The sequence below is a fragment of the Streptococcus sp. CCH5-D3 genome (assembly GCF_001556435.1).
Lineage (GTDB): Bacteria > Bacillota > Bacilli > Lactobacillales > Streptococcaceae > Streptococcus.
This window is the reverse complement of sequence record NZ_LSIW01000060.1, coordinates 27,995-40,419: the sequence shown is the minus strand read 5'-3', so window position 1 is coordinate 40,419 and position 12,425 is coordinate 27,995. Positions and strand designations below refer to the sequence as shown.

Genomic DNA, 12,425 nt, shown 5'->3' with positions numbered 1-12,425 from the left:
AAGCAAAACCAGAACGTCGTAAACGTCAGAAGTTAGAGGATATGGAAGGCTACAAACCTTCTATTTATGGTCTTACTCGTGACGAGTTGATTGATTGGGCTATGGAACACGGTGAAAAGAAATTCCGTGCTACTCAAATTTGGGATTGGCTCTACAAGAAGCGTGTGCAATCTTTCGAAGAAATGACTAACATTTCTAAGGATTTCATTGCTAAATTGAATGAGAATTTCTGTGTGAACCCATTGAAACAACGTATCGTTCAAGAATCTAAAGATGGTACCGTTAAATATCTTTTTGAATTGCCAGATGGTATGTTGATTGAGACGGTTTTGATGCGTCAACACTATGGTTTGTCTGTCTGTGTGACAACCCAGGTTGGATGTAACATCGGTTGTACTTTCTGTGCCAGTGGTTTGATTAAGAAACAACGTGACTTGACTGCTGGTGAGATTGTGGCGCAAATCATGTTGGTACAAAAATACTTTGACGATCGTGGCGACGGTGAACGTGTAAGCCACGTGGTTGTTATGGGTATCGGTGAGCCATTTGATAACTATGACAATGTGCTTCGTTTCTTGCGTACCATTAACAATGATAATGGTCTTGCCATTGGAGCGCGTCACATTACCGTATCAACATCTGGTTTGGCACCAAAAATCAAGGAATTTGCTAACGAAGGTGTTCAAGTTAACCTTGCCGTATCACTTCACGCGCCTAACAATGACCTTCGTTCAAGCATCATGCGTATCAACCGCTCATTCCCACTTGAAAAACTCTTTGAAGCTATCGAGTATTACATCCAAACAACCAACCGTCGTGTAACTTTTGAGTATATCATGCTTAATGAGGTCAATGACCATCCTGAAAATGCACAAGAGTTGGCTGATTTGACTAAGAAAATCCGTAAGTTGTCATACATCAACTTGATTCCATATAACCCAGTATCAGAGCACGATCAATATAGCCGTTCAACTAAAGAACGTGTGGCGGCCTTCTACGATGTGCTTAAGAAAAATGGGGTTAACTGTGTGGTTCGTCAAGAGCACGGTACAGATATCGATGCTGCTTGTGGACAATTGCGTTCAAACACTATGAAACGCGACCGTCAAAAAGCAGTGGCAGAAGCTTCTGGTAAATCAGAAGGTAAGTAAGATGTTTCGGCTTAAGACTTGGGTAGATAAGGATGGAGAACTAACACCAAAAGGAAGAAAGCTAAGCCGAGTTTTGGTCTATACTTATCTCCTTTGTTTAGTGCTCCTGTGTTGGACACCCCAGTACGGGCTAGTTGAAGGTGTTGACACCCCTGGTATTCAACATTTTGGTCGTGTTGTGGTCCTATTAACCCCATTCAATAGTTTGACCAACTTTTATCAGCTGGATAGTCTTAAGGAGATTGTCTTTGTCCTTGGGCAAAATGTGACCAACATTTTCTTACTGAGTCCGCTGATTTTAGGGCTTTTAGCCTTGTACCCCAGATTCAGGTCTTGGAAAAAGGTCCTTTTAGCGACCTTTGTCATGTCTTTGACGATTGAGGTTGGACAAGTCATTCTAGACCTTCTCATTGATGCTAATCGTGTCTTTGAGTTAGATGATTTATGGACCAATACTTTAGGAGGTTTGCTGGCATTAGCTGCCTACCGCCTCCTTGTGAAACTGATTCAAACGCATTTTAAAGAGTAAAAAACCTGGGAGCTTACGCGTCTCAGGTTTCACTTATTTTCTATCATACAAATACAACACATTCAAAAGAGGGAAAAATGAATAAACACGTTTGGAGAAATAATGAAACATTTAATGATGACAGTAGTCACCGTATTAACGTTAGGAGTAACAATGACGATGGTTAAGGCAGATACCTATCAAAGTGGCCGTGATGCCGATATCATGCGAGAAAGAGGACAGGTTTGGAATTATTCTGAGGCTAAGAGAGAGCCTCAATTAGCTAACTACAACACCGATGGTCGCTATCTCAGTGAGGCAACTAACTTTGAATTGTACAATTTTGTCAGAGAGTATAAGACATCTGATGAAATCAGACGCATTTGGAACCCTAAGAAAGATGAATCCGTTATCCATGATAAGGATAGCTACTCTATGGATGATGGGCACAAGGTCTATAATTTTGATTCCTTTGCTTATCAATTGCCAGAGTCTACTGATTTTGGGAAGTTATCTTATATTGGTCACTTTCAGTTAGAAGATGGCACAATCTATCGCTATTGGAAGTAACCTTATCATACGAGACTTATACGAGGTCTATTATTAACCATTTGTAAGGATAGGAGGAGTAACTTGTCTTTTAAAGAATCAATCATTGCAAAACTTTGGTGGTTTTTCAAGTTAGAAAAACGCCGGTATATTGTCGGGATTTTGGCACTGAGTCTGGTTTCGGTTCTCAATCTGATTCCTCCTATGGTTATGGGGCGGGTCATTGATGCTATCACATCGGGAAAATTGACCAATCAGATCTTGCTTCTGAATCTCGTATATTTGCTTTTGGCAGCTCTGGGGATGTACTATTTGCGCTATGTTTGGCGCATGTATATCTTGGCGACTTCTTATCGCTTAGGCCAGATTATGCGTTCACGCCTTTTTGAGCATTTTACTAAGATGTCGCCTTCTTTTTATCAAAAGTACCGAACTGGGGACCTCATGGCCCATGCAACCAATGATATCAACTCTTTAACCCGCTTGGCTGGCGGGGGCGTCATGTCAGCCGTGGATGCCTCTATCACAGCCTTGGTAACCCTAATCACCATGTTTTTCAGCATTTCCTGGCAGATGACACTGGTGGCTGTCTTACCCCTCCCCTTCATGGCTTTTGCGACAAGTCGTTTAGGACGCAAGACCCATAAAGCTTTTGGAGAATCCCAGGCAGCCTTTTCAGAACTTAATAATAAGGTCCAAGAGTCGGTATCAGGTATCAAGGTAACCAAGTCTTTTGGCTATCAGGAGGCTGAGCTTCAGTCCTTCCAAGAGACCAATAAGATGACCTTTAAAAAGAATATGCATACCATGAAGTATGATAGCCTTTTTGATCCTTTGGTCTTACTCTTTGTTGGCTCATCCTATGTTTTGACCCTTCTTGTCGGTGCCTTTATGATTCAGGCTGGTCAGATAACGGTCGGAAATTTGGTAACCTTCATTACCTATTTGGACATGCTGGTTTGGCCTCTAATGGCCATTGGCTTCCTCTTTAATATCACACAGAGAGGAAATGTGTCCTACCAACGTATTGAAAATCTTCTGGAGCAGGAATCAGATGTTCAAGATCCTGCGCACCCTCTCCCAAGTATTGAAAATGGTCGCTTAGAATATGCGATTGACCGCTTTGCCTTTGAGGATGAGGATACTTTGAGAGATATTCATTTCACCTTGGACAAGGGGCAAACCCTTGGTTTGGTTGGACAGACTGGCTCAGGAAAGACGGCCCTTGTCAAGTTGCTCTTGCGGGAGCACGATGTTAATCAAGGAGCCATCTATTTGAATGGTCATAACATCCGAGATTATCGCCTATCAGACTTGCGTAGCTTGATGGGCTATGTTCCTCAAGACCAGTTTCTCTTTGCCAGCTCCATTTTAGACAATATCTGCTTTGGTAATCCGGATCTCTCCTTTGACAAGGTAGAAGAAGCGACTAAGTTAGCTCAAGTTTATGATGACATCAAGGATATGCCTGAAGGCTTTGAAACAATCATTGGTGAAAAGGGTGTCAGCCTATCAGGCGGTCAAAAACAACGTCTGGCCATGAGTCGGGCCATGATTTTGGATCCAGATATTTTGATTTTGGACGACTCCCTATCTGCGGTTGATGCCAAGACAGAATATGCTATTATTGACAATCTCAAACATACCCGCAAGGACAAGACAACTATCATTACCGCCCATCGTCTGAGTGCGGTGGTGCACGCTGACCTTATCTTAGTCATGCAGGATGGTCGTATCATTGAACGTGGCCGTCATGAGGATTTGCTAGCTAAGGGTGGTTGGTATGCCAAGACCTATGAGTCTCAACAGTTAGAAATGGAAGGAGGAGAAGAAGATGATGCCTAATCAAAACCAATGGTCTGTGTTTAAGCGTCTCTTGACCTATCTCAAGCCTTACAAATTCTTGACCTTTCTAGCTTTAGCCTTCCTCTTGTCCACAACGGTTATCAAGAGTATTATTCCCCTTGTGGCCTCTTATTTTATTGACCACTATCTTCATGATATGAATCAGGCGGCAAGTTTAATTCTGATTGGTTACTATGGTCTTTATCTTTTGCAGACACTAGTTCAGTATTTGGGAAATCTCTTTTTTGCGCGTGTGTCCTACAGCATTGTCAGGGATATTCGCCGAGATGCCTTTGCCAATATGGAGAAACTAGGCATGTCTTACTTTGACAAAACTCCAGCAGGCTCTATCGTTTCTCGCTTGACCAATGATACAGAGACTATTAGTGAGATGTTCTCAGGGATTCTGTCTAGCTTTATTTCGGCTATCTTTATCTTTGTTACCACCCTTTACACTATGATGATGTTGGACATTCGTCTAACCGGGCTTATTGTGCTCTTTCTTCCTCTGATTGTCCTTTTGGTTAACCTTTACCGCAAAAAATCAGTGGTTATCATTGAAAAGACCAGAGCCTTGCTTTCAGATATAAATGCCAAACTGTCAGAGAGTATCGAAGGGATTCGAATTATTAAGGCCTTTAACCAAGAGAAACGTCTCAAAAAAGAGTTTGATGCCATTAATGAGGAACACCTGATTTATGCTAGCCGTTCCATGTCACTAGATTCTCTCTTTCTACGCCCAGCTATGAGCTTACTGAAGCTCCTAGGCTATGCTGTTCTCATGGCTTATTTTGGCTATCGTGGCATCTATCTGGGTATCACAGCGGGGATCATGTATGCCTTTATCCAGTACATTAACCGTCTCTTTGACCCCTTGATTGAAGTGACGCAAAACTTTTCAACCTTGCAAACCTCGATGGTCTCAGCAGGTCGGGTCTTCGCCTTGATTGACGAGCGCACCTATGAACCTGAGCAGAGAGACACAGATGCCAAGGTTATCGAGGGGAATATTCGCTTTGAAAATGTCTCCTTCTCCTATGATGGCAAGCACCAGATTTTGGATAATATTTCCTTCTCTGTCAATAAAGGAGAAACCATCGCTTTTGTCGGTTCTACAGGTTCCGGGAAATCCTCTAATATCAACGTGTTTATGCGTTTCTATGAGTTCCAATCAGGCCGAGTTCTTCTTGACGGTGTGGATATTCGCGATTATAGTCAGGCAGAGCTGCGTAAGAACATTGGTCTTGTTCTTCAGGAACCCTTTCTCTATCATGGCACGGTTAAATCCAATATTGCCATGTATCAGGATTTAACTGATGAAGAGATTAAAGCAGCCGCTGAGTTTGTGGATGCCAATCATTTTATCGACAAACTTCCAGAAGGCTACGATGCTCCAGTTTCTGAACGAGGTTCAAGTTTTTCAACTGGCCAACGCCAACTTCTAGCCTTTGCTAGGACCGTTGCTAGCCAGCCTAAGATTTTGATTCTGGATGAAGCGACAGCCAATATTGATTCGGAGACAGAGGCTATTGTCCAAAATTCTCTAGCAAAAATGCGTCAAGGACGCACAACCATTGCCATTGCCCACCGCCTATCGACAATCCAAGATGCCAACTGCATCTATGTCTTAGACAAGGGCCGCATCATCGAACACGGTAGCCATGAGGAGCTCCTAGCCCTCGGCGGCACCTACCACAAGATGTACAGCCTACAAGCAGGTGCAATGGAAGGAGAGTAAGCTAATCTAGACCATAGATTCTATATTCGAAAAGATTTCTTAAAAATCAAAATCGAGTGGTGACATACATGTCACTACTTTTTTGTTGGCTTGCAACCTATAATAAAACCATAGCTTAAGAGAAAAAGCTAAAAAATAATATTTTAGGAGGTTGTTAGAATGACAACACAAACAATGAACAATTTTGAAACACTCGATCTCGAGGCACTTGCAAACGTTGAAGGTGGAAATAGATGTAAAGATTTAATCTTTGGAGGAGCTTTAACTGGCGCAGGTGCTGGATTTACAGGTGGTATGGCAGCATTTGGTGTTACAGCATTTCCAGGAGCATTTGTAGGAGCACATGTTGGAGCAGTTGCTGGTGGGCTAGCATGTATCGGAGCGAGCTTTTAGAGAGGTTAAAAAATGAATGTGACTAAGTATAATAAGATGTGCGATGCTGAGCTAGAAATTATTTCTGGTGGTGGGAAAGTTGGAGCAGTAATTGGTGGCTGTCTAGGTGGTATGCTCATGGCATGGGCAGCAGGACCTGTTTCCGCAGGGGGTTATACTATGATATGTGCTACTTCGGGGCTTGCAAATGCTTATTTTTGATGTTCCCGAAGTAAAATTATTCTTGCTGATAATAGCGGAGATTATATTATATTTGATTGCATATCTTAGTAATAGAAAAAACAAAGATATGTATATTCGCCTATTTAAAGTATCAGTACTAATGACGCTACTGTATTACATCTCCAGTAGAATGTAATCGCTAAGGTCTTTTTTGAGATCTTACAGCAGTATAAAAAAATACAGAAAGGAATAGAGTTTAATGTAATAGCTTATTCAGTTTACAAGACTGACTGAGGTTATTCATAATTTAGGTGTTTTATCATGAAGTTAAAGAATGTTAGTTCGAGAGTATTGCGATTTTCTAGGGTCGTCACTGCTGTACTGGCAGTTTTCCTTATAAGTACCAGTATTTCTCTCTACAAAAGCAAGACCTCTCCAGAGATTTGGTTAGCAGTCGGAGCACTAGCTTTAGTAGTCATTTTTGTAAATGGGCTGCTCTACCATATTCTTAAGAAGCGTCCAGATTCAGTGAATCCGTTAACAATACGGCAGTCCTTCATTGTCTTTCTGGTCATCTCATTTCTAGTGCTTTGTGTAGAGTTTTACACATTACTTACATTCAGTGATACCACAGACCGTATAGTACTAGCCGTATTAATGCTTTTGTTAATCCTCTGTGATTTTCTAGCTTATTTGCAAGTCAAAAAATATTTTAAAAGATAAAAGGTATCTATAATCATGACTAAAAAACACCTAGTATCTCTAATGATGTCTATGGGCTTCATCCTTGTTGCCTTACATAACTTGGGAGAAAAACTGAATTTTGGACTTCAATGCCTAAATATTATTGGGTTATGTCTTTTTCTCTTTCTTATGTGTACGATTATCAAGGATATAAGGTCAGACAAGTAGTGACATTTATGTCACTACTTTTTTATCGGCTTCCAATCTATAATAAAAATCATAGCTTTGCACAGAAAGCTAAAAACACTTTAAGGAGAAAAGTATGTTCAAAAACTCAAAACCGTATTTACTGGCTACCATTCTCATCGGAATGGGCCTCGCTAATCTATTTAGAAGTTTGGATGCAGTCCACCATACCATTAACTTGTTGGGGCTAACCTTGCTTCTTTATAGTCTGCTTTTTAAAAAATGGACACAATTTAAGAAATAATGTTGAGTCCTAGATAATCCGATTACTTGTGTTTTGTCACTATCTTGAGAGGAAAAGACTCTAAAGCTCACTCTAACCCCACCATTCAGAAAATATAGTAACCGTTTGTGACATTATTCAATTTACGTTGCATAAAAGTGTTATAATAAGAAAGTGATTAATGAAACATGTGAAAATTAGAGTGAATTTCCAATGTTTGAAGGATATTCTTCTATCGTATAGACAAAACTTGCAGGGTCTGGGTCTTCAAAAAATGTCATGAAAGGAGGATTACTATTGGAACAATTTGTTATTTCTAGAAAATATATTAAATTTATCGTGCAAGTTATTTTGGCTGTCTGTATTCAATGTGTGATAACATTTTTCTGGCATCAAGAAAGAACATTTTTATTTTATACCTTGTCACTTTATGTTTCTTCATCGCTCTCTGATGATCTTAGTCAGCTGATTTGTAGAAATGAGAAGTGATGTCGTTACTCTAATCTGTCACGATTAATGTGATATTTACGAGGTTTTAGCTATTCTAGATTCAGAAATAATAGCCAATCATTTCTATGATAATACCTTATAATTTGTTTAAATAGTCCTAGTAAAAAAGGAGTTAAAATGGTGATATTACAAAAATTTAGTTCTGCTGTGTTACGTTCGTTACGTGTCCTATCAGCAATCCTAGGAGTAGTCATTGGGAATATAGCTTTAAATGCCCTATCTAATCAGCATCCAATCTGGATTTGGCTACCTTTGGCATTGCTATCAATCTTTTTACTCGTGTTACCACAGTTGCTTAAGCGAGAGCTTGACCGTCGTCCACTTGAGGAACGACAGTTTACTCCTAAACAAATTTACGCTGGTATGGGCTTGGCACATTCTGCTATTATTTTAGCTGGTGTTTATCGTTTGCTGATGGTGAGGGATGCTGAATGGCGCCTAATCATTATTGTTGTGATTGTTTTGGATATTTGTTTACTAGCTTTTCTGACACCTAGAGTGCTTAAAATCATTAAACAAAGTGAACGAGGCTAGAATTCAGTTTATGATAGACACGCCTATAAAAATTGCGATGCTGTAAGTTCTTATCTATGCTTTGGTAACTTTCTAGGTGTTGTGAAAACTTTCTGTTTGAGAGAACTGTGAGGTTTAAGTTTTATGTCAAAAAATCTACGTGCCATTACGGCCATTGTTTTGTCCCAATTGCTTATTGAGTGGATGGGATTCTTTTTAGGTATTCCTCTAAGTAAGATTCCGGTTTTAACAGTACTTAGCAGTCTAGCAGAGATTTTGATGCATCTTTTCCTAATCAAAAAATCTAAAGTTACTTTGGGCGATAAAGAGATATGGCATCAATACTTTTTATTCTTTAAGAAGACGCTGTGGCTCTCCATTTTGTTAGTTGCCATTTTACTTTTTTATACGCTGACTAAATCTGATAGCTTTATGCTTTATTTTTACTGGCATATCTTTGTGTTGTTCCACTGTCTTGGCTACATCATTTGTTTAAATAACATTAAAATGAATCGTAAAAATTGAAGACTAAATCTTGTTTATTTCCACACAATAAAAAAATCCCATGGGAGTTCTCATCCTATGGGATTTTTGCGATAAAGACTAATAAGGCAATGTCATCTGACTTTGGCTTAGGTCCACAGTTAATTCGTAGTCACTATTGTCACGAATGGTGTGCTCAAAGTCTGTGGTATAGAGAACAAGTCGGAGTTTGTCGCCCTTGTTGAGTTTGTAGATGGTTGGTTGCAAATCCAAACCGATAGTCATCCATTCATTTGGACTGACATTCTCAACGCTAAGGAGATCTTTGCGATTTTGCAGGTTAAGGTGTCCTTTGGTAATGACACGGTATTTTTCCTGCTTGAATGGCAATTCACGTAAAGCTTCTTCCTTGAAGAGACGGCCGTTATCTAAATTCATGCGTTTGAGTGCGGGAATAGGTGCGAGATACTTCTTGTCACCCATTTCTAGAACTTGGGCCGAAATGAGACCACGGTTTGTGCTAGACTTAACCTTGAGCTCTAGGTGGACACGACCATTAATCTGGATGTCTTGGTCCAGTTCAAAGTCCAAGGTAATGGCATTGGCTTTGTCTGCAAAGAGGTCATCCTTGAAGCTTTGGTAAGCTTTACCATATTTGGTGAAGGTTTCCTCTTCATAATGGTTAGCGATGCTAGCTTCAGCTTCACCAAGTTGAATATTTTTACCATTGTTGTGTCCAAAGTTATCGAGGACTTCCCAGGTCTGTTCAGACTGGTTGTTTTGCCAGATAAGAGTAGGCAGTGTGTAGCCATTCTCCAAACCAAGGAGTTTCTGACAAATCAAGGCGTTCATGCTTTCTCGGAAGTCAATAGACTGCCAAGCATTCATGTAAACGTGGGCACCATTGTGGAAGAAGAGGTGTTTTTCAAGAGTGTCAGGAAGAGCATTGAACATTTGATAGACGTTAATCGGTTTGACATTCCAGTCTTGGCTACCATGTGTAAAGACAACAGTGGCTTTAACACGATCTGCGAACTGCACATAGTTACGGTCATGCCAGAATTGGCTATAGTCCCCATGCTTACGATCAATGGCTGTGCTTAGCTCTTTGAGGTAGGCTTGGTAGTCTTTTTGGTGGCGTAAGTATTCTCCAGCTAATAGGGCACGAGAATAGGTAAATTCAGTCAAGGTGTCGAGATCTTCACCAGGGTATCCTCCAGGACTGACGAGGAGTCCATTTTCACGATAGTAGTCGTACCAAGAAGAAATACCTGCTTCAGCGATGACCATCTCCAAACCGTCGACACTAGTTGTAGCAAGGGCGTTGGACATGGTACCTAAGTATGAAAGTCCGGTAGTAGTCACCTTACCAGATGCCCAATCTGCAGTGATGGTATGCTGTCTGCTACGGCTAGTAAAGGCGCGTGCACGACCATTGAGCCAGTCAATGACAGCTTTATAGGCCAGAACTTGCTGATAGTCTCCAGAGGTCATGAAGCCTTCAGAATTGAAGGTACCGACACCTGATACATAGATAGAAGCCACACCACGAGCCAACATGTAATCGTTAAGCGTGTAGGTATCTGTGTGAGCAAAACGCTCCTGAGCCTTCGTGACAGGATTGATAGGCGTAAGGTCTACCTCTGGGGCCTTGATTTCTGGTTGGCTAAGGGAGATTTCACCTGCTGGTTTGACGAGTAAATCACCTTCCATCTTGTGGGTAAGCTTATCTGAAGCAGGCTCATTAGTCCCTTGTTGATAAGGGCTTGCGGTCATCATGGCTGGAACTGGGAAGTCCACATTAGGACGTAAGATAGTCACTTTGACCAAGTCTAACTGGCCATCTTTATCGGTATCTACAGGTGTTTCAACATAAACCACCTCACGGTGAAGCTGATTAGTGTCAAATGTTGCCAAGCTCTTACCATTAAAGAAGATGTAGTTATTACTTACAGGAATCAAATCCTGAGCTACTAACTGATCAATTAAGGTATTGCCAGACTGTGTGCGTGTTGCTAGCAATTGATGGAGGTTATTAAGGCTACCATCAAAAGTAATTGGGAAAGCCATTTCCTCTAGGAAAGCAACACTATCTGTAAAGTCTACATTAGGGACAAATCCTAGCATTTGAAGAGCTACCAAACCAAAGACTTCAGCAGTCAAAGGACGGTCTGATTGGAAGAAGGTTAGGAGATCAGTCTCTGTATCAGCAATCCAATTTTTCAAAGCCAAATCAGTATCTTCGAAGAAAAGGAAGTGCTTGCGAACAAAAGCCTCAAAATTGGCTTTGACACTGGCATCTAGAGAGACTTCAAAGCCCAAAGAACGGAGTTCCTGACAAGCCATTTCAGGACTAACAGGGATGTAACTAAACTGGTTAAATTTCATATTTAAAAACCTCAAAAAGAATACGTAAACATTTCAGAAATATCTTTACATCAGACATTATACTTGATAAAATGATAGATGTCTAAATTATTGTAAAATCGAAAGGAAATAAAGAGACAAATGAATGATTTTCTAAAAGAAGCGCTCAGCAGTGAATGGGTCTTGAAATACCTCACTGAGTTTATCGCGACTGCTTTTCTTGTAGCCCTTGGTAATGGTGCCGTTGCCAACGTTGAGCTTAAGGGAACAAAAGGTAACAAATCTGGTTGGATTGTAATCGCCTTTGGTTATGGTTTTGGTGTTATGATGCCAGCCCTTATGTTTGGTGATGTTTCTGGTAACCACATCAACCCTGCCTTCACACTTGGACTTGCTGCATCTGGCTTGTTCTCATGGGTAGGTGTTCCTGGATACCTTATTGCACAACTTCTTGGTGCCTTTGTAGGTCAAGCTATCGTGGTTTGGGTTCACCAACCTTACTATGTACAAACTGAGAATCCAAACAATATTCTTGGTACTTTCTCAACGATTTCAGCAGTTGACGATCATGACGACACTCCAGAAAATCGTAATCGTGCATGGGCTAACGGTTTTGCCAACGAGTTTGCAGGTTCATTCCTTCTCTTCTTTGGTGCTCTTGCCTTGACTAATAACTACTTTGGTCACAAATTGGTCTCACAAGCAGTCCAATATGGGTATGATAAAGAAGCTGTAACAGGCCAAATGGCGAATGGATCTCTTGCTGTAGCTCACATCGGTGTTGGTTTCTTGGTTTGTGCCTTGGTTCTCTCATTTGGTGGACCTACAGGACCAGCCCTTAACCCAGCCCGTGACTTGATGCCACGTCTTCTTCACCACATCTTGCCAACATCAGTTCTTGGTGAGCACAAAGGTGATTCTAAATGGTGGTATTCATGGGTCCCAGTTGTGGCTCCAATCCTTGCAGGAGTTTTGGCTGTATACTTGTTCAAAGCCATCTACCTTTAATCAATACAAAAAAATCTGAAGTTCAAGCTTCAGATTTTTTTATGC

General features: G+C 40.9%; 13 protein-coding genes. 12 read left to right on the top strand and 1 reads right to left on the bottom strand.

Annotated features, from left to right (window positions below):
• Positions 1-41 precede the first annotated feature (41 nt).
• The 11 genes from rlmN (at position 42) to AX662_RS03835 (ending at position 9,047) form a co-directional block, all read left to right on the top strand.
• Positions 42-1,151, top strand: a complete 1,110-nt coding sequence (rlmN, locus tag AX662_RS03880) for a 23S rRNA (adenine(2503)-C(2))-methyltransferase RlmN (protein ID WP_096832658.1) — start codon at positions 42-44, stop codon at positions 1,149-1,151.
• A gap of 1 nt (position 1,152) precedes the next feature.
• Positions 1,153-1,680, top strand: coding sequence for a VanZ family protein (locus tag AX662_RS03875; RefSeq protein WP_014634995.1), 528 nt, complete (start codon positions 1,153-1,155; stop codon positions 1,678-1,680).
• A 153-nt stretch (positions 1,681-1,833) separates the two neighbouring features.
• Complete coding sequence (locus AX662_RS03870; protein ID WP_014634994.1) at positions 1,834-2,229, top strand: hypothetical protein; 396 nt, start codon at positions 1,834-1,836, stop codon at positions 2,227-2,229.
• Positions 2,230-2,292: 63 nt separating this feature from the next.
• Positions 2,293-4,053 carry an ABC transporter ATP-binding protein gene (locus AX662_RS03865; RefSeq protein WP_060971665.1) on the top strand — a complete coding sequence of 587 codons (1,761 nt, stop codon included), beginning with the start codon at positions 2,293-2,295 and terminating at the stop codon, positions 4,051-4,053.
• Positions 4,043-5,791, top strand: coding sequence for an ABC transporter ATP-binding protein (locus AX662_RS03860; RefSeq protein ID WP_411198083.1), 1,749 nt, complete (start codon positions 4,043-4,045; stop codon positions 5,789-5,791). The genes AX662_RS03865 and AX662_RS03860 overlap by 11 nt, the downstream gene beginning before the upstream one ends.
• Positions 5,792-5,950: 159 nt before the next feature.
• Entirely contained in the window at positions 5,951-6,184 is a 234-nt protein-coding gene (locus tag AX662_RS03855) for a Blp family class II bacteriocin (RefSeq protein WP_048674859.1), read from the top strand.
• A gap of 36 nt (positions 6,185-6,220) precedes the next feature.
• On the top strand, positions 6,221-6,385 hold the full coding sequence (locus AX662_RS03850) for a class IIb bacteriocin, lactobin A/cerein 7B family (RefSeq protein ID WP_225791565.1): 165 nt from the start codon (positions 6,221-6,223) through the stop codon (positions 6,383-6,385).
• A 282-nt stretch (positions 6,386-6,667) separates the two neighbouring features.
• Entirely contained in the window at positions 6,668-7,069 is a 402-nt protein-coding gene (locus AX662_RS11095; RefSeq protein WP_048674851.1) for a hypothetical protein, read from the top strand.
• A gap of 283 nt (positions 7,070-7,352) precedes the next feature.
• Positions 7,353-7,520, top strand: a complete 168-nt coding sequence (locus tag AX662_RS10710) for a hypothetical protein (protein WP_048674846.1) — start codon at positions 7,353-7,355, stop codon at positions 7,518-7,520.
• Positions 7,521-8,126: 606 nt separating this feature from the next.
• Positions 8,127-8,543, top strand: coding sequence for a hypothetical protein (locus tag AX662_RS03840; RefSeq protein WP_060971664.1), 417 nt, complete (start codon positions 8,127-8,129; stop codon positions 8,541-8,543).
• 123 nt (positions 8,544-8,666) lie between these two features.
• The gene (locus AX662_RS03835) at positions 8,667-9,047 is read left to right on the top strand and encodes a hypothetical protein (RefSeq protein ID WP_060971663.1); all 381 of its coding nucleotides are present in this window, start codon (positions 8,667-8,669) and stop codon (positions 9,045-9,047) included.
• Between the two features lie 78 nt (positions 9,048-9,125).
• Here the strand turns inward: AX662_RS03835 and AX662_RS03830 are convergent, their stop codons facing one another.
• Positions 9,126-11,393 (bottom strand): Xaa-Pro dipeptidyl-peptidase, encoded by a 2,268-nt coding sequence (locus AX662_RS03830; protein WP_060971662.1) that lies wholly within the window; start codon positions 11,391-11,393, stop codon positions 9,126-9,128.
• Positions 11,394-11,513: 120 nt separating this feature from the next.
• On the opposite strand from AX662_RS03830, the gene gla reads away from it, so the two are divergent.
• Positions 11,514-12,380: an aquaglyceroporin Gla gene (gene gla / locus AX662_RS03825; RefSeq protein WP_060971661.1), complete on the top strand. Its 867-nt coding sequence runs from the start codon at positions 11,514-11,516 to the stop codon at positions 12,378-12,380.
• The last annotated feature ends 45 nt before the right edge of the window (positions 12,381-12,425 follow it).

Bases quoted from the DNA above. Each gene is read 5' to 3' on its own strand.
- AX662_RS03855 (WP_048674859.1), top strand. From the start codon at position 5,951: ATGACAACACAAACAATGAACAATTTTGAAACACTCGATCTCGAGGCA.
- AX662_RS03875 (WP_014634995.1), top strand. From the start codon at position 1,153: ATGTTTCGGCTTAAGACTTGGGTAGATAAGGATGGAGAACTAACACCA.
- AX662_RS11095 (WP_048674851.1), top strand. From the start codon at position 6,668: ATGAAGTTAAAGAATGTTAGTTCGAGAGTATTGCGATTTTCTAGGGTC.
- rlmN (WP_096832658.1), top strand. From the start codon at position 42: ATGGAAGGCTACAAACCTTCTATTTATGGTCTTACTCGTGACGAGTTG.
- gla (WP_060971661.1), top strand. From the start codon at position 11,514: ATGAATGATTTTCTAAAAGAAGCGCTCAGCAGTGAATGGGTCTTGAAA.
- AX662_RS03870 (WP_014634994.1), top strand. From the start codon at position 1,834: ATGACGATGGTTAAGGCAGATACCTATCAAAGTGGCCGTGATGCCGAT.
- AX662_RS10710 (WP_048674846.1), top strand. From the start codon at position 7,353: ATGTTCAAAAACTCAAAACCGTATTTACTGGCTACCATTCTCATCGGA.
- AX662_RS03835 (WP_060971663.1), top strand. From the start codon at position 8,667: ATGTCAAAAAATCTACGTGCCATTACGGCCATTGTTTTGTCCCAATTG.
- AX662_RS03860 (WP_411198083.1), top strand. From the start codon at position 4,043: ATGATGCCTAATCAAAACCAATGGTCTGTGTTTAAGCGTCTCTTGACC.
- AX662_RS03830 (WP_060971662.1), bottom strand. From the start codon at position 11,393: ATGAAATTTAACCAGTTTAGTTACATCCCTGTTAGTCCTGAAATGGCT.
- AX662_RS03840 (WP_060971664.1), top strand. From the start codon at position 8,127: ATGGTGATATTACAAAAATTTAGTTCTGCTGTGTTACGTTCGTTACGT.
- AX662_RS03850 (WP_225791565.1), top strand. From the start codon at position 6,221: ATGTGCGATGCTGAGCTAGAAATTATTTCTGGTGGTGGGAAAGTTGGA.